This is a genomic window from Paenalcaligenes sp. GW821-LYS-B07-1, from assembly GCF_058803365.1.
This window is the reverse complement of record NZ_CM179516.1, coordinates 1,264,875-1,281,439: the sequence shown is the minus strand read 5'-3', so window position 1 is coordinate 1,281,439 and position 16,565 is coordinate 1,264,875. Positions and strand designations below refer to the sequence as shown.

Genomic DNA, 16,565 nt, shown 5'->3' with positions numbered 1-16,565 from the left:
CTTGCTCAATTGACACCAACCAATAATAAATTACCGTTGCCGGTTTGCACGACCACACCACGATCGGTACCCACCAACGGAGAAGTAATTGCACCACCACCGACGCTTACGCGTCCTAGGAAGCGCCCATCAGAACGGGACAGCAAATGCACGTAGCCCTCAGAGTCACCTACCACCACTGCCTCAGGCACCACTGCTGGCGCGGACAAGCGACGATTACGTAAACCCTCTTGGCTCCAAATTGCCGTACCATCTGTCATGCTGAACCCACTCAGCACATCATGTCTATTTGCGGCATAAACGAATCTATCGTCTGCCCCTATCCCTACACTAGTAGAGAAATCACGTGACCATACCGGCACACCACCTTTGGACACATCAAAGCACACAATACGGCCTTGGTAGGCTGCAGCACACAATAATGGACCACGAATCAGCGGCAAACCAACGACGTCAATAATACGTTCTAGGTCAGTTGCACCCTTGGATACGGCCACAGTACCTTCCCACTGCACAGCACCTGTACCCAAATCAACCGCCATCACTCGACCATTCGGCATACCGGCAATCAACATGCCGTCTACGATGTCCATCTGGATGCTGGTTTTCAATGCCAAAGCAGGGCCTGGGCGCTGTACGCTCCACATCAGTTCGCCGTTTTTCGCATCAAAAGCTTGCAAACGGTAATCACTACTTCGCACCACAACCACGCCGTAACCTACGGCTGGCGGCACATTTACTTCGCTAGCTGCTTGAGCACGCCACTGCTCCTGACCCTGATCATCCAGAGCAATCACAGTGCCATCATTTGCCGCTACTACTACCAAACGACCATCAGCACCTACGCCAGCACTTAACCGCTTATCTACGTTAGTGCTCCATACCGGTTTGCCTGTCACCACATCAACTTTAGTAACCGCACCTGACGGGGTTGCTGCATAGACGTTCGGGCCCAATACCATTGGCGCAAAGCCATAGCCGCCGCCACTACCAACAGAAGTAGACCAACGTACATTGGCTTGTATTTCAGGTTGGAAATCTGTTAACGGCACAGGATCAAAGCGTGGGTTGCTGCTAGAGCACGCTGTTAGCACGCCTAGGCCCAATACTACCACCATGGCAACTACTGAACGTTTAAACACATGTTTAGGCATTATTGTTGCTCCCCGACTGCGTCAATTTTTAGTTGTATCAATTGCTCAACCGCTTCACCTTTCAGCAAGCCCAACGCCTCTTGCCATGCAGCACGCGCCTCAACCACTTTATCTTGTGCAAACAATATGTCGCCCTTACGGTCAGCATACAAACCGGCAAAGCCAACTGGCGGATTATTCAACTGCGCCAAGGCCGCATCGAAATTCTTTTGTTCCAACAACAAACCTGCCAAGCGCATTCTAGCCACAGCTTTCATTGCAGGATCGGAACCTTGTTGAATCAACCACTCTAATTGCTCACGTGCACCGTCTGCATTGCCACGCTTTTGCATCGCCCATGCTGCGACCAACGCGCCACGACTGGCATAACCCGACTTAGGGAAGTCCGAACGTAATGTTGCACTCGCCGCAACAAGACGCGCATCAGCTTCTTCACCCGTCATGGTGCTTGCAGCCTCTAGCGCTTCGTAATACCCCATGGCTTGCGTATTCTGATGAGTCTGATACCACTGCCAGCCACGCCAGCCCAAGATACCAGCCAACACTACGAAGGCAAGAACTACGCACAATGTACCGTAACGAGTCCACCAGTCTTTAATCGCGTCCAGCTTTTCCTGTTCTTCCAGATCGTAAGCCATGTCGTGTTTATACCTTCGTTGTTAAAACCGTTGCCAATTGATCGAATGCCACGCTTTGTTGCTGCGCTTCTTCATCTTCCAAACGCAACCACTTCACACTTGCCGTGCGAGCAGTTAATTCGTTTTCACCCAGAATAACAGCCACATAGGCGCCGCTTGCATCAGCACGCTTGAACTGCGATTTGAAACCAGAAGAACCGGCATGCACAATCACACGCAAGCCCACATCGCGCAACTGCTCTGCCAATAAGCTGGCTTGACGTTGTGCAGCATCGCCTTGGTGCACCATGTACACATCACATTCGCTTTGTTCTGTTTGGTTAGCCTCTTGCTCACACAGATCAAGCAAGCGCTCCATACCAATAGCAAAACCTACTGCTGGCGCAGGCTTACCACCCAACAAAGGAATCAAGCCGTCGTATCTACCACCGCCACACACAGTGCCTTGAGCACCCAAGCGATCAGTAATCCACTCGAATACTGTCAGGTTGTAGTAATCCAGACCACGTACCAAACGAGGGTTTAATGTGTAGGCGATACCTGCATCATCTAAGCGCTGACATACACCTTGGTAGTGCGCCAACGACTCTTCACCCAAGTAATCAAACAACTTAGGCGCATTGTTAGCCATTTCTTGCATCACTGGATTTTTAGTATCCAGCACACGCAGCGGGTTGCTGTACATGCGTCGTTGCGCTTCTTCGTCCAGAATAGATTTATGCTCTTCCAGATAGCTAATCAATGCCTCACGGTGAGCGGCACGCTCTTCGGCTTGGCCCAAGGAGTTGATTTCCAGACGGATATCTTTCAGCCCCAGAATCTTCCACAAACGATTCAGCATGATGATCAGCTCGGCATCCACATCGGGACCCGGCAAACCTAATGCTTCTACGTCAATTTGGTGAAACTGACGGTAACGACCGCGCTGAGGGCGCTCGTGTCTAAACACTGGCCCCATCGCATACACACGATGCGGACGGTCGTACAACAAATTATGTTCAATACTGGCACGCACCATACCCGCCGTAAATTCAGGGCGCATGGTGAGCAAATCGCCATTTAACGAGTCGGTAAAGGAATACATTTCCTTTTCTACGATATCGGTTACTTCGCCAATACCACGACTAAACAGCTGCGTATGCTCCAGTACAGGAGTACGCATATTGCGGTAGCCATAACTGGCCAACCACTGGCGTACGGTTTCTTCTAGCTGTTCCCATTGCCAACTGGTATCGGGAAGAATGTCTTTCATACCTGTTAAGGCACGAAGCTTTTGAAACGACTGCGTCATAACTCTACTTTTTTGTATTGAACCCGCACAGTATTATTGCTGCGCTTGTTTATTACCATAGCGACGCTGAACGTAGTCCAGCACAATGCCTTGAAACTCTTTGGCAATAGTGTCGCCCTTCAATGTCACTACTCGTTCACCATCCAGATACACAGGCGCTGAAGGAACCTCTCCTGTACCTGGCAAGCTAATGCCTATATCAGCATGGCGACTTTCACCTGGTCCGTTGACCACGCACCCCATAACCGCCACATTCATGCTTTCTACGCCTGGGTACTGCTGGCGCCAAACTGGCATTTGCTCACGCAAGAAGCGCTGAATGTCATCGGCCAACTCTTGGAATACCGTACTACTCGTACGACCACAGCCAGGACAGGCCACAACCATAGGAGCAAAAGCTCTCAGCCCCATGGTTTGTAGAATTTCTTGTGCTACCACCACTTCACGACTACGGTCACCACCCGGCTCAGGTGTCAACGAAATACGTATGGTATCGCCTATACCTTGCTGTAACAATACCGATAATGCCGCTGTAGAAGCCACAATACCTTTGCTACCCATACCTGCTTCAGTCAACCCTAAATGCAGCGGGTAATCACAGCGCTGAGACAAATCTTTATAGACCGTAATCAAATCTTGTACGTGACTAACTTTGCAGGACAGCACGATTGCATTCGGTGACAGGCCTAACTCTTCTGCCCTACGCGCATTACTGATCGCGGAAATCACCAACGCATCACGCATCACGGCTTGTGCCTCCCATGGCGTAGATTGACGATTGTTATCATCCATCATCCTTGCCATGAGGTCATGGTCTAGACTGCCCCAATTCACACCGATACGCACAGGTTTTTCGTAACGGCACGCAACTTCAATCATGCGCGCAAAGTTATCATCCCTACGCTTACCACCACCCATATTGCCCGGGTTAATGCGGTATTTAGAGAGCGCTTGAGCACACTCTGGGTAATCAGTAAGCAGCTTATGACCATTAAAGTGGAAGTCACCCACTAGCGGTACATTCATCCCCATACGATCTAGCTGCTCACGGATAGCAGGCACTTCACGCGCAGCTTCTGGTGAGTTCACTGTAATACGCACCATCTCGGAACCGGCCAACGCCAGCTCTTTAACTTGTATGGCGGTTTCAATCGCACGGGCGGTATCCGTATTGGTCATGGACTGCACCACAACTGGCGCACCACCACCAATCACCACCTGCTTATCGTTCCACGTAACAGGTACTGCACGAGTTTGACGTCTACTCTGTGCACCTACAGCCAATGGGGCTTGATGCGCAAAAGGGGTAACGGCAGAGGTCATTTTTTCAGTTCTTTCAACCAGTCAAAAAACAGCCAGGAATCAGGAATCCAACCCCGGTCCAACGCATAAAAAGCAGCCACAAAGAGCAACAACGCAATAATTAGGCCCCAGCCCCATGCACGTTGGCGTGGCTCTTCGGCATACAAAGGCGTATCCGCCCCAGCCCACGAACCTTTGATCTTGCGAGGTACAGGGGGTCTAGGTGCTGTGCCAGCCTGTTTATCTAAAACTGCCAGCACGGCATGCTCATCTACTTTTAAGTAGCGAGCGTAATTGCGCACCATACCGCGCAAGGCCGCTGCCTTAGGTAACTGATCGAACTGCGCTTGTTCCAACAAACACAACTGTGCTTCGGAATACTTCAGTCGTCGCGATACATCACTCACGGACAACCCACGCTGCTCACGCAATTGCTGCAACATGACACCCACATCCGTAAGCTCAGGTGCAGCCGGCGCAGCGGCTTCGGCATTCAACGACGAATCGTACGTCATCAGACTCATTAAGGCTCCTGCTTGAGTAAGATCTGCGCGCGCTGCGGCATACGCTGGTCAATGCGCGTGCGATCTCGAATATCACCGGCCAACTGGCCACAGGCAGCATCAATATCATCGCCACGGGTCTTGCGCACAGTCGTTACCACACCCCCTTCCATCAAACGCTGTGCGAATTCACGCACGCGCGCATGTGAGGAGCGCTTTAACCCAGACTGCGGGAAAGGATTAAATGGAATCAAATTGAACTTGCACTTCACTTCGCGAGAGATAGCCAACAACTGATCGGCATGCTCATCCAGATCATTAATCCCATCTAGCATGATGTACTCAAACGTGATGAAGTCACGCGGAGCACGCTCAAGGTAGCGATTACATGCTGCCAACAATTCTTTAAGCGGATATTTCTTGTTCAACGGAACCAAACGGTCCCGCAGTGCGTCGTTGGGCGCATGTAAAGACACCGCCAAGGCTACTGGACACTCTTGTGCCAGTTTATCCATGAACGGCACTACGCCCGATGTGGACACCGTGACACGGCGGCGTGACAAGCCATAGGCGTTATCATCCAACATCAATTGCAACGCAATCAGCACTTGGCTGTAATTCAGCAAAGGCTCACCCATACCCATCATCACCACATTACTGATGACGCGATCTGGCGGTGTAGCACCACCTTCGATACGAGCGTTTTCTAAATCTTGCATCACGGCACGTCTAGCGTGCCATAACTGCCCGATAATTTCCGCAGCGGTAAGATTGCGGTTAAAACCCTGATATCCCGTGGAGCAAAACGGACACGCCACCGTACAACCAGCTTGACTGGAAATACACAAGGTACCGCGATCGTCTTCGGGAATAAACACCGTTTCCACGGAGTTATTTTGCCCCACATCAAATAGCCACTTACGTGTGCCATCCGCAGAGCGTTGCTCATGCACGACCTCAGAGGCCTGAATGATGCAATGCTCTGCCAACTGCTGACGAAAGTCCCGTGCCAGGTCCGTCATTTGTTCGAAGTCACTCACGCCACGCTGATGTATCCAGCGCTGTAACTGCCGTGCACGGAAAGGTTTCCCTCCCCATTCAGCCACGAGGTTGCTTAGCTGCTCGGGCGAGTGCCCCAGCAGATTGATAGGTGTAACGACTTCAGACATAGGACCCGACACGATTCTTTCAAGACTCAGCAATTAGCGGCTGAAAACCTGGCTTGCAGGGAAGAAATAAGCAATTTCAACTGCAGCTGTTTCTGGGGCATCAGAGCCGTGAACAGCATTAGCATCGATGCTTTCTGCGAAGTCAGCACGGATTGTGCCAGCAGCAGCTTCTTTAGGGTTAGTAGCACCCATCAATTCACGGTTTTTCAGGATTGCGCCTTCGCCTTCCAGCACTTGTACGAATACAGGGCCAGAGATCATGAACTCAACCAGGTCGTTGAAGAAAGGACGTGCTTTGTGAACAGCGTAGAAACCTTCAGCTTCAGCGCGGGACAAGTGAGCCATGCGAGCAGCTACAACTTTCAGGCCAGCGTTTTCAAAGCGGGATACGATTTGACCTACTACGTTTTTTGCAACGGCGTCAGGTTTGATGATAGACAGAGTGCGTTCAATAGCCATGTAAAATTCCAAATAATCAAAAATCCAGCCATTTCCCTAGAGAAAGGAAAACAGCCATTTAAATCAAAGCGTTGTTTTTTTCAATAAAAACAATCACTTTTAATGCTTTTACGGCAACCAGACATTTTAGCATGCCCACGAAGCAGCGCAGCATCATAAAATAACTGCTTCAGCATCCGATTCTTAGGCACTTGTCTGCGTTACATTCATACAACGACAAGCCGCAAAATTTTCGTATAGACAATGACAAACGCATCTACAACTAGCAATACCGATCAATTAGCCAAAAGTTTTGAGCCCAGCGACATCGAATCTCGCTGGTACGCCCGTTGGGAAAAAAGTGGTTTTTTCTCCGGTGGTCAGCACGTAGCCCCTGCAGTCGGGCACCAAAGCGAAGCCTTTGTCATCCAGTCTCCCCCACCTAACGTCACTGGTACGCTACACATGGGGCACGCGTTCAACCAAACCATCATGGATGGATTGACGCGCTACCACCGCATGCGCGGCGATGACACCGCTTTTATTCCCGGCACTGACCACGCTGGTATCGCCACACAAATCGTGGTGGAACGCCAACTGGACGCCCAAAAAATCTCCAGACATGACCTAGGCCGCGAAAATTTCGTAGAAAAAGTCTGGGAATGGAAAGAAAAATCCGGTAATGCCATTACCCAGCAGTTCCGTCGCTTAGGCGCATCATGTGACTGGGGTCGTGAATATTTCACCATGGACTCCAACATGTCTCGTGGTGTGGCCGAAGTATTTGTTCGTTTGTACGAACAAGGCCTGATCTACCGTGGCAAACGTTTAGTGAACTGGGACCCTGTATTGGGCACCGCCGTATCCGACCTAGAAGTAGTGAGCGAGGAAGAAGATGGCCATATGTGGGGAATTCGCTACCCACTGAGCACACCTTCTGGTGACCTGACTCACTTGGTAGTTGCCACTACCCGTCCAGAAACCATGCTGGGCGATGTGGCGGTGATGGTTCACCCCGAAGACGAGCGCTACAAACACCTGATTGGTCAAACCGTCACATTGCCGTTGGTGGGTAGAGAAATCCCCATCATCGCTGATGACTACGTAGACATGGAATTCGGTACAGGCGTTGTAAAAGTCACGCCAGCACATGACTTCAATGACTACGCTGTAGGCCAACGCCACGGCTTGGAACTGATCAACATCCTGACACTGGATGCCAAGGTCAACGAAAACGCTCCCGAAGCTTACCAAGGCTTGGACCGTTTCGTTGCGCGCGAAAAAGTTGTGTACGACTTGGACAGCATGGGTTTGCTGCAACAAGTTAAACCTCACAAACTGATGGTGCCACGCGGTGACCGTACTAACACCGTAATTGAACCCATGCTGACAGACCAATGGTTTGTTGCCATGAGCAAAGCCGCACCTGCCGACAGCTTGCATCCCGGCAAAAGCATTACCGATGTTGCACTGGAAGTAGTTGCCGATGGCCGCATTAAGTTCTACCCAGAAAACTGGACTACCACCTACAACCAGTGGCTAAACAACATCCAAGACTGGTGTATTTCTCGCCAATTGTGGTGGGGTCACCAAATTCCAGCGTGGTACAGCGAAGATGGCCAAATTATCGTTGCTCGCAGCGAAGAAGAAGCCAAAGCCAAAGCAGAAGCCGCTGGCATCCAAGGCCCACTGCGCCGTGATGAAGACGTACTGGACACCTGGTTCTCTTCCGCATTGGTACCGTTCACTGATCTAGGCTGGCCAGAACAAACACCGGATTTGGCAAAATACCTGCCATCCAGCGTACTAGTGACAGGCTTCGATATTATTTTCTTCTGGGTTGCTCGTATGGTCATGATGACCATGCACATGACCGGCCAAGTACCTTTCCACTCGGTATATGTACACGGCTTAGTATGTGACATGGAAGGCAAGAAGATGAGTAAGTCCAAGGGCAATACCATTGACCCCGTAGACATCATCGACGGCATTGATCTGGATAGTCTGATTGGTAAACGCACCACTGGCTTGATGAACCCACGCCAAGCTCAAAGCATCGAAAAACGTACCCGCAAAGACTACCCTGACGGCTTCCCTGCCTACGGTACTGATGCGCTGCGTTTTACGATGGCCGCTTACGCCACACTGGGCCGTAACATCAACTTTGACCTGAAACGCTGCGAAGGCTACCGCAACTTCTGCAACAAGCTGTGGAACGCCACACGCTTTGTGCTGATGAACACCGAAGGGCATGTACTAAATGGCGCTGAAGTTGCTGAGTTTTCTACAGCCGATCGTTGGATCAGCAGCCTGCTACAACGTCTGCACAGCAACGTAGAGCGCGGCTTTAGTGAATACCGTTTCGATAACGTTGCCAATTCTCTGTACCACTTTGTGTGGGATGAATACTGCGACTGGTACTTGGAACTGGCTAAAGTACAAATTCAGCAAGGCACCCCAGCACAGCAACTGGGCACACGCCGCACGCTGATTCACGTACTAGAGTCCATACTGCGTCTGATTCACCCCATCATGCCTTTTATCACAGAAGAACTGTGGCAGAAAGTAGCAGAAGTTGCTGGTGTACGCCAAGCCGGTGACGACAGCACCATCGCACTGCAACCCTACCCTGTGGCCGACCAGAACTTGGTGGATGAGGCTGCCGAACAAGCCATTACTGAACTGAAAGCTCAAGTAGATGCTATCCGTGCCCTGCGCGGTGAAATGAATCTATCACCCGCCGAACGTGTGCCACTATTGGCACAAGGTGACGCCGCTGTGTTAGAACACAACACCCCGTACCTACAGGCTTTGGCCAAACTGGAAAAAGTGGAAATCCACGCTACATTACCAGACTTGGGTGCACCAGTTCAGGTCGTAGGCACCACACAGTTGATGCTGCACGTTGAAATTGACGTTGCTGCTGAAACAGCGCGCTTGACCAAAGAGCTAGACCGCTTGAACGGTGAAATCACCAAAGCGCAAAGTAAATTGGGCAATGCCAGTTTTGTAGAGCGCGCTCCTGCCGCTGTGGTAGAACAAGAGCGTGAACGCCTGAACCAGTTCAGCGAAACACAAGCGAAGATCCAAGCTCAGTTGGCGCGTTTGAAAGGCTAATCTAGCCCTCTCACTCATACGCTTACTTGGCCACAAAAAACTCCCTTGGTTGTCATGACCAAGGGAGTTTTTCTTTATCGCCAACACAAGGAGCAACCTTCCCATTTAGCGTTCTTATATATGAGCACCACCCGAAATAACCCAAAAACCATACCGCTTACTTATAGGAGCGATAGATCACACCCTCAAGGCTATCGTCCGCATACGCACTAACATTAGTTAAATGGCCATCATATGGCCCAAGCTTAGTAATCTGTAGCCCATTTTTAAACACTATCTGCAAACCGTGCTCCACTTCCCAGTCACAGCCGCACTCCACCGATACATAGATGGCGTTATCGCCACGATCATCACGCGAAACCATAGGCTCAGACCCAAACCACACGCGCTGCCACAGCTCTTCCGCCGTAGCGATAGGCTCATTACCCTCTTTGAGCCAATACTCCTCATAATCTTTGTAGTAGCGAAAAAGCGCCTCATCCGCTTCGCGTAGTACATCAGGGCTTGCTGCAAGGAAATTGGCTATAGCTGCATGAAAATCCTCTTTGCACTCATCCTCATCGTAGCCTTCAAGCACAACCTCGCACTCACCACCACCCAGCACAGCAACCACTACCGGATCACTGAAATACCAGCCAGTATCCTCATCCTTTTCCACCGCACCTAGACCCGGAATATCCATTATCACCATCCATTAGCAATAAACACCCAACACACCACAAATCCAGCCCTAGCAAACCATGTGTAGCCCAGAGTTTGGAGAGTGATTAAGCCGTAAAATACAGGTGATGAGTGCCCACTTTTTTGCCAGCACAGGAATATCCGCAGACTCTTTCGCCACCAATACCTGCACCAAGCGCGCTGGAAGCTCAAACACCTCTAAATCCTCCACCTCGTTCATAGGCAGGATTTTATGCAAATCGAAATTCAGTAGTAATGCGTTAGATTCTAAGCAAAAACAAGCTAGAGCCAGTATAAAAGCACGTATCAGGCGGAGTATGACGTTGCAACTACCACTTTCCAACGACTGTAAGCCCCTTGCAAGCAGGTAGCGCAGTTACATAAGAGTGTGAAGCAAACCTATCAGAATCTGCAGATGCGCGATGGATACAACACCAGCACAAAAGCCAGCACTCAACCCTCAAATGGAGGCACAGCCCCCAACGTCGCCAAAAACGCCAAATCCTTCTTGGTAAGCGCTCCATTCTTCCACGCTGCAATCAACAAATCCGGACGGTTCTGTAAACTCAAGCGTAAGGACTGCTCTCTGCGCCATTGCTCTATGTGTTTATGATTACCTGAAAGCAATACATCAGGAACAGCCACACCCTCATAATTTTCAGGGCGCGTGTAATGCGGGCTATCTAGCAAGCCATCCAAGGAAGGATGGAAAGAGTCTTGCATTGCCGACTGCTCATCATTTAGCACACCGGGCAGCAGTCGCACCACGCTATCCATCATGACAGCCGCCGCCAACTCACCACCGGACAATACAAAGTCGCCAAGGGAGTATTGGTGCGTGACGCACTTATCAATGAAGCGCTGATCTATACCCTCGTAGCGGCCACACACAAAGATGGCCCCCTGCCCTGCATCAGCGATTTCTTGCGCATGGCGCTGTTGAAATACCTCTCCGATGGGGCTAAGTAAGATCACGGGAGCGGGTTGTAGCTCACCCTGCTCGTGGCGTGCCGTATGCACGCCCGCAAGCGCCGCCTCTAATGGCGCAGCCATCATCACCATACCGGGACCGCCGCCATAGGGGCGATCATCCACCGTACGGTGTGTGTCGCACGTAAAGTCGCGAGGATTCCATGTATGCAACTGCCACGCCCCTTTTTTATGGGCGCGCCCATTCACACCACTATCTAATAGCGATGTAAACATTTCTGGGAATATGGTCAGTACATCAAAGCGCATGTTTATCCCTAACGGGCCAGACAGTCAGAGCACCTGCCACCAGCAGGTTTAGAACCCAACTGGCCAGTTGCTATCTAACCGCTTCGCGGCCAAGTCAACTGTATGCACACACTCTTTGACAAAAGGTACCAGAATAGTCTGTCGCTTTCCTTTGGTAGAAAGCACAGGTGTAAAGTGTTGAGCATCATCCACGTTGCCCTGCTCGACCTCCAGCACTGCATGAGCACCGTTATCTAGCACTTGCGCCACACGACCCAAAAAGGCAGATTGACCAGCCTCATCTTCGCCGTATAGCAGGCAATCTATAAGATCTACCCAATAGAATTCTTCTTCGTCGGCAGCGGGGAAATCAGCACGTGACACCCATACCGTATGAGCTTTGAGCGGCTCTGATTGATTACGGTCATCGAAGCCTTTAAAAAGCGCGACCACCGTACCGCTATGCCATTTTGCTTGCTGCACCGTAAAAGGCATATAGGACGCAGAAACGCCTGCGCCTCCGCCGTGAGCAGGAGAAACAGGCGTTTTCAGCCACCACCGTTTTGCGGTAAGCAAGGTATCGCCATCCACAGCATAAGGTTGGATTTTCACCCAGCCTCGCACGCCATAAGCAGATACTACTCGACCCAGCTCAACTAGATCATCAGGAATAACTGACATTGCGTAGGCTTCAGACGATACCAGCGACAGTTTGATTAAACTGCGCTGCTAACGGTTTTAGCGTATTCTTTAACCAGACGGCTAACGGAAGGCGACAATTGCGCACCGTTTGTTGTCCAGTATTCGATACGATCCAATTGCAGGCGCAGGTTTTCCTGACCTTCACCACCGACGGGGTTGTAGAAGCCCAGACGCTCAATAAAGCGGCCGTCGCGGCGATCGCTACGATTGGCGGCTACTACGGTATAAAACGGACGCTTTTTGGAGCCACCACGGGCCAAGCGAATTACCACCATTGATAATTCCTTTTTCTGTTAGTAAAAGTGTAAAACAAAAGAGTTTATCATCATACGGACCCAAACGATACGTTTGGCCGCAAAAAACAATTATAAACCCAACCAAAAACAACATCCAGCGCTTTGTGATCAGCGCCGCTGTAAATAATGCACCAACGTCTCCCCGACTTCCTCTTGTTTAAGCAGCAGGTTGCCGGTTTGTGTTGCAAATGCCTGGAAATCTGTCAGTGCATGGGTATCCGTAGTGATGACTTTCAACACGTCACCACTTTGAATTTGTGCTAACGCCTTTTTTGCCCGCAAAATAGGCAGCGGGCATTTCAGGCCAGAAGCATCCACCTCTAGGGCGACGCTTCCTATTTCCTGACTACTCATAGCTTGGCTTCCACCCAGGCTTGCACGGAAGCCAGGGCTTGCGGCAAGGCAGCTATATCAGAACCACCGCCCATTGCCATATCAGGACGACCACCACCTTTACCACCTACTTGTTGGGCGATATGACCAACCACATCACCAGCTTTCACGGTAGCGCTCAGCGCTTTCGTTACACCGGCAACCAAGCTGATCTTGCCATCTTCGCTGGTGCTTAATACCACCACAGCAGATTGCAGCTTGTCTTTCAGTTGATCAACCAAGTTACGTAGTGATTTAGCCTCAACACCCGGAAGATCAGCTACCAGCAGTTTTACACCGCCAGCCAACTCTACCGCTTGCTGCACCAGATCCTGACCAGCAGAGCTAGCCAATTTATCTTTCAACTGATCACGCTCACGTTCTACATCTTTAAGCTGAGATTGCAGCGATGTAATACGTGTAGTGACCTCTTCTGGTGTGGTACGCAATGCAGCAGAAGCTTGGCTTAACAAACCATTCACACCTTGCACCCACGCCAATGAATTCAAACCAGTGATAGCTTCAACACGGCGCACGCCGGCTGCCACACCACTTTCAGAAACGATTTTGAACAAACCGATGTCGCCTGTGCGGGATACGTGTGTACCGCCGCACAACTCTCGTGAGAAGCCGATGTCTAATACACGCACTTCGTCGCCGTATTTTTCACCGAACAGCGCCATAGCACCACCTTCAACGGCTTCATCAAAGGCCATCAATTGCGCAGCAACTGGGCTATTTTGCAAAACCTCACGATTCACGATAGCTTCGACCGCAGCGATTTGTTCTGCTGTCATCGCGGCATCGTGTGCGAAGTCAAAACGAGTTTTCTGTGCATCTACCAGCGAACCACGCTGCTGCACATGACCACCCAACACTTCGCGCAGGGCTTTGTGCATCAGGTGAGTAGCCGAGTGATTGCGGATCGTTGCTTCGCGTTTCGCTACATCCACTTGCGCATGTAAGCTATTACCCACACGCAACTCACCACTTTCCAGCACACCTTGGTGACCGAAAACTTGGGATTGAATTTTCTGTGTATCGTGTACGACGAAGTGGCTTTCAGCGTTGTGCAACACACCTGTATCGCCAACCTGACCACCGGACTCAGCGTAAAACGGTGTGGTATCCAATACCACTACTGCCTGCTGACCCGCTTTCACGGACTCAACCGACAAACCATCTACGTACAACGCCAAAACCTTAGCTTGGGTTTGCAGGTGGTCGTAGCCCTCAAACTGAGTCGCTGCACCATCATAGACCAGCTCGGCGGCGGCTTTGAATTTACCGGCCGCACGCGCTTGCTCGCGCTGACGCTGCATAGCAACTTCAAAACCTTCTTGGTCTACTTCTACTTCGCGTTCGCGACAAATATCAGCAGTAAGGTCTACAGGGAAACCATAAGTATCGTACAGCGTGAACAAGGTTTGTCCATCCAAGACTTTGCTATCGCCCAACTGCTGCAACGCACCTTCCAGAATTTTCAGACCGTGTTCCAGTGTTTCACCAAAACGCTCTTCCTCTTGCTTCAGCACTTGCTCTATACGCGCCTGCTGAGCAACCAGTTCAGGATAAGCCACGCCCATTTGCGCAACTAAATCGCCCACCAGTTTATGGAAGAAAGGACGTGTTTGACCCAGTTTATGGCCATGACGCAAAGCGCGGCGAATAATACGACGCAGTACATAACCACGACCTTCGTTGCCAGGGATCACGCCATCCACAATCAGGAAACTGCAGGCACGAATGTGGTCAGCAATCACTTTCAGTGAGTTGTTGCCTAAATCTGCACACCCAGTTTCACGGGAAGCGCCTGCAATCAGTGCTTGAAACAGATCAATGTCGTAGTTTGAGTGTACGTGCTGCAATACAGCCGCAATACGCTCCAAACCCATACCTGTATCTACACAAGGGCTAGGCAGTGGATGCATCACGCCATCAGCGGAGCGATCAAACTGCATGAACACCAAGTTCCACACTTCGATATAGCGATCACCGTCTTCTTCTGGGGACCCTGGAGGGCCACCCCATACCTCTGGACCGTGATCAAAGAAAATTTCTGAACAGGGACCACATGGACCCGTATCAGCCATTTGCCAGAAGTTATCTGACGCGTAGCGTGCACCTTTGTTATCACCAATACGAATAATACGTTCGGCAGGCACACCTACTTCATTTTGCCAAATACCATAGGCTTCATCGTCCTCGTGGTACACCGTGACCCACAGTTTTTCAGCAGGCAAGCCGTAGACGGATGTCAGCAATTCCCATGCGTTCAGGATTGCATCGCGCTTGAAGTAGTCACCGAAGCTGAAGTTACCCAACATTTCAAAGAATGTGTGGTGACGAGCGGTATAGCCTACGTTTTCCAAGTCATTATGTTTGCCACCTGCGCGCACGCAGCGCTGCGAGGAGACTGCACGCTTATAAGGCCGCGTTTCCTTACCGGTAAATACGTCCTTGAACTGAACCATACCTGCGTTCGTAAACAGCAGTGTTGGGTCATTTCCAGGGACCAGTGAGGAAGACGGCACGACCTGATGGCCCCGCCCCTCAAAAAATGAGAGAAACTTCTGGCGAATTTCGGATGTCTTCATTGATCGCTACAAAAAAATACAGTTAACCACTCATTATAAGTAAGAGGACGCACTACGCCTAACAAATGCGGGAAAGATGTGGGGTTCTCACCGCAAAGCGGCGCTCACAAAACACCGTGAGCGCCGCCATTAATATACCGCTAACCCGTATTAACGTTGGGCTTTATAAGGATGTGTTTGCACCCAATGACGAGCAATATCTTCGCGTGTTGCCACCCACACGCGATCATGTTTTTGCACGTGATCCAAGAAACGCTGCAAACCACGGAAGCGTGATGGACGGCCAATCAATCGGCAATGCAAGCCTATAGACAGCATTTTTGGTGTCTCTTCGCCTTCTTCGTACAGCACATCAAAGGCATCACGTAAGAAATGGAAGAAATCATCACCGGTATTAAAACCCTGCGGCGTTGCAAAGCGCATATCGTTGGTGTCTAAGGTGTACGGCACAATCAGCTGAGGATGAATACTGCCGTCTTGCAAACGCACTTCGTCCCAGAAGGGCAAATCATCGCCATAGTTGTCGGAGTCGTACAGGAACTGACCTTCCTCCGCTACCAAACGACGGGTGTTAGGGCTATCACGTCCGGTATACCAGCCCGCTGGGTGTTTACCAGTGAGCTGAGTGATGATCTCCACACAACGCTGCATGTGCTCGCGTTCTAGTGCTTCAGGTTTGTCTTGGTAGTGAATCCAACGGTAGCCATGACACGCGATCTCATGACCTGCATCCACAAAGGCTTGCGCCACTTCTGGGTGTCGCTCCAACGCCATACCCACGCCAAAAATAGTCATGGGCATGCCACGACGCTCAAACTCTTTTAGAATACGCCATACCCCAGCGCGGGAGCCATACTCGTAAATGGACTCCATCGATTTGTGACGATCAGGGTAAGCTGCCGCCCCCACAATTTCCGACAAAAACTGCTCAGAAGCTGGGTCTCCGTGCAACACGCAGTTTTCGCCCCCCTCCTCGTAATTCAGCACAAATTGCACCGCAATACGCGCCTTACCTGGCCAGTTAGCATGAGGCACATCGCGCCCATAGCCGCGTAAATCACGAGGGTATTCGGAAGTTATGGTCATT

The 16,565-nt window shown here is 50.8% G+C and carries 15 protein-coding genes; 1 reads left to right on the top strand and 14 read right to left on the bottom strand.

Annotation, left to right across the window (positions count from 1 at the left end):
• Window positions 1–5: 5 nt before the first annotated feature.
• From bamB to ndk, 7 genes are read right to left on the bottom strand one after another with little or no spacing between them, the layout of a single operon-like run.
• The gene (gene bamB, locus AC3QL0_RS05985; RefSeq protein ID WP_493010511.1) at window positions 6–1,154 is read right to left on the bottom strand and encodes an outer membrane protein assembly factor BamB; all 1,149 of its coding nucleotides are present in this window, start codon (window positions 1,152–1,154) and stop codon (window positions 6–8) included.
• On the bottom strand, window positions 1,154–1,792 hold the full coding sequence (locus AC3QL0_RS05980; RefSeq protein WP_493010510.1) for a tetratricopeptide repeat protein: 639 nt from the start codon (window positions 1,790–1,792) through the stop codon (window positions 1,154–1,156). Before AC3QL0_RS05980 ends, bamB begins: the two co-directional genes overlap by 1 nt.
• A 7-nt stretch (window positions 1,793–1,799) precedes the next feature.
• Window positions 1,800–3,083 (bottom strand): histidine--tRNA ligase, encoded by a 1,284-nt coding sequence (hisS, locus tag AC3QL0_RS05975; protein ID WP_493010509.1) that lies wholly within the window; start codon window positions 3,081–3,083, stop codon window positions 1,800–1,802.
• Between the two features lie 33 nt (window positions 3,084–3,116).
• The gene (ispG, locus tag AC3QL0_RS05970; RefSeq protein ID WP_135861996.1) at window positions 3,117–4,406 is read right to left on the bottom strand and encodes a flavodoxin-dependent (E)-4-hydroxy-3-methylbut-2-enyl-diphosphate synthase; all 1,290 of its coding nucleotides are present in this window, start codon (window positions 4,404–4,406) and stop codon (window positions 3,117–3,119) included.
• Window positions 4,403–4,909, bottom strand: a complete 507-nt coding sequence (locus AC3QL0_RS05965) for a helix-turn-helix domain-containing protein (protein WP_493010508.1) — start codon at window positions 4,907–4,909, stop codon at window positions 4,403–4,405. The genes ispG and AC3QL0_RS05965 overlap by 4 nt, the downstream gene beginning before the upstream one ends.
• Window positions 4,909–6,057 carry a dual-specificity RNA methyltransferase RlmN gene (rlmN, locus tag AC3QL0_RS05960; protein WP_493010507.1) on the bottom strand — a complete coding sequence of 383 codons (1,149 nt, stop codon included), beginning with the start codon at window positions 6,055–6,057 and terminating at the stop codon, window positions 4,909–4,911. Before rlmN ends, AC3QL0_RS05965 begins: the two co-directional genes overlap by 1 nt.
• Window positions 6,058–6,090: 33 nt before the next feature.
• Window positions 6,091–6,516: a nucleoside-diphosphate kinase gene (gene ndk / locus AC3QL0_RS05955; RefSeq protein WP_135861999.1), complete on the bottom strand. Its 426-nt coding sequence runs from the start codon at window positions 6,514–6,516 to the stop codon at window positions 6,091–6,093.
• A gap of 243 nt (window positions 6,517–6,759) precedes the next feature.
• Here ndk and AC3QL0_RS05950 point away from each other — a divergent pair, with 243 nt between their 5' ends.
• Window positions 6,760–9,612 (top strand): valine--tRNA ligase, encoded by a 2,853-nt coding sequence (locus AC3QL0_RS05950; protein ID WP_493010506.1) that lies wholly within the window; start codon window positions 6,760–6,762, stop codon window positions 9,610–9,612.
• 157 nt (window positions 9,613–9,769) lie between these two features.
• On the opposite strand, the gene AC3QL0_RS05945 is transcribed toward AC3QL0_RS05950, so the two are convergent.
• From AC3QL0_RS05945 to puuE, 7 genes are all read right to left on the bottom strand, one after another.
• Window positions 9,770–10,294: a DUF6985 domain-containing protein gene (locus AC3QL0_RS05945; RefSeq protein ID WP_493010505.1), complete on the bottom strand. Its 525-nt coding sequence runs from the start codon at window positions 10,292–10,294 to the stop codon at window positions 9,770–9,772.
• A 452-nt stretch (window positions 10,295–10,746) separates the two neighbouring features.
• Window positions 10,747–11,532 carry a tRNA (guanosine(37)-N1)-methyltransferase TrmD gene (trmD, locus tag AC3QL0_RS05940; RefSeq protein WP_493010504.1) on the bottom strand — a complete coding sequence of 262 codons (786 nt, stop codon included), beginning with the start codon at window positions 11,530–11,532 and terminating at the stop codon, window positions 10,747–10,749.
• 48 nt (window positions 11,533–11,580) lie between these two features.
• The gene (gene rimM / locus AC3QL0_RS05935) at window positions 11,581–12,192 is read right to left on the bottom strand and encodes a ribosome maturation factor RimM (RefSeq protein ID WP_493010503.1); all 612 of its coding nucleotides are present in this window, start codon (window positions 12,190–12,192) and stop codon (window positions 11,581–11,583) included.
• Between the two features lie 35 nt (window positions 12,193–12,227).
• Window positions 12,228–12,488, bottom strand: a complete 261-nt coding sequence (rpsP, locus tag AC3QL0_RS05930) for a 30S ribosomal protein S16 (protein WP_135862012.1) — start codon at window positions 12,486–12,488, stop codon at window positions 12,228–12,230.
• 129 nt (window positions 12,489–12,617) lie between these two features.
• A complete protein-coding gene (locus AC3QL0_RS05925; protein WP_135862014.1) occupies window positions 12,618–12,863 on the bottom strand; it encodes a sulfurtransferase TusA family protein in 246 nt (81 codons plus the stop codon).
• The gene (gene alaS / locus AC3QL0_RS05920) at window positions 12,860–15,478 is read right to left on the bottom strand and encodes an alanine--tRNA ligase (RefSeq protein WP_493010502.1); all 2,619 of its coding nucleotides are present in this window, start codon (window positions 15,476–15,478) and stop codon (window positions 12,860–12,862) included. The genes AC3QL0_RS05925 and alaS overlap by 4 nt, the downstream gene beginning before the upstream one ends.
• A gap of 150 nt (window positions 15,479–15,628) precedes the next feature.
• Window positions 15,629–16,564, bottom strand: a complete 936-nt coding sequence (gene puuE / locus AC3QL0_RS05915; protein WP_493010501.1) for an allantoinase PuuE — start codon at window positions 16,562–16,564, stop codon at window positions 15,629–15,631.
• Window position 16,565: the final 1 nt, after the last annotated feature.

Bases quoted from the DNA above. Each gene is read 5' to 3' on its own strand.
- rlmN (WP_493010507.1), bottom strand. From the start codon at position 6,057: ATGTCTGAAGTCGTTACACCTATCAATCTGCTGGGGCACTCGCCCGAG.
- ndk (WP_135861999.1), bottom strand. From the start codon at position 6,516: ATGGCTATTGAACGCACTCTGTCTATCATCAAACCTGACGCCGTTGCA.
- rimM (WP_493010503.1), bottom strand. From the start codon at position 12,192: ATGTCAGTTATTCCTGATGATCTAGTTGAGCTGGGTCGAGTAGTATCT.
- puuE (WP_493010501.1), bottom strand. From the start codon at position 16,564: ATGACCATAACTTCCGAATACCCTCGTGATTTACGCGGCTATGGGCGC.
- AC3QL0_RS05950 (WP_493010506.1), top strand. From the start codon at position 6,760: ATGACAAACGCATCTACAACTAGCAATACCGATCAATTAGCCAAAAGT.
- AC3QL0_RS05925 (WP_135862014.1), bottom strand. From the start codon at position 12,863: ATGAGTAGTCAGGAAATAGGAAGCGTCGCCCTAGAGGTGGATGCTTCT.
- bamB (WP_493010511.1), bottom strand. From the start codon at position 1,154: ATGCCTAAACATGTGTTTAAACGTTCAGTAGTTGCCATGGTGGTAGTA.
- hisS (WP_493010509.1), bottom strand. From the start codon at position 3,083: ATGACGCAGTCGTTTCAAAAGCTTCGTGCCTTAACAGGTATGAAAGAC.
- AC3QL0_RS05980 (WP_493010510.1), bottom strand. From the start codon at position 1,792: ATGGCTTACGATCTGGAAGAACAGGAAAAGCTGGACGCGATTAAAGAC.
- AC3QL0_RS05965 (WP_493010508.1), bottom strand. From the start codon at position 4,909: ATGAGTCTGATGACGTACGATTCGTCGTTGAATGCCGAAGCCGCTGCG.
- trmD (WP_493010504.1), bottom strand. From the start codon at position 11,532: ATGCGCTTTGATGTACTGACCATATTCCCAGAAATGTTTACATCGCTA.
- AC3QL0_RS05945 (WP_493010505.1), bottom strand. From the start codon at position 10,294: ATGGATATTCCGGGTCTAGGTGCGGTGGAAAAGGATGAGGATACTGGC.
- rpsP (WP_135862012.1), bottom strand. From the start codon at position 12,488: ATGGTGGTAATTCGCTTGGCCCGTGGTGGCTCCAAAAAGCGTCCGTTT.
- ispG (WP_135861996.1), bottom strand. From the start codon at position 4,406: ATGACCTCTGCCGTTACCCCTTTTGCGCATCAAGCCCCATTGGCTGTA.
- alaS (WP_493010502.1), bottom strand. From the start codon at position 15,478: ATGAAGACATCCGAAATTCGCCAGAAGTTTCTCTCATTTTTTGAGGGG.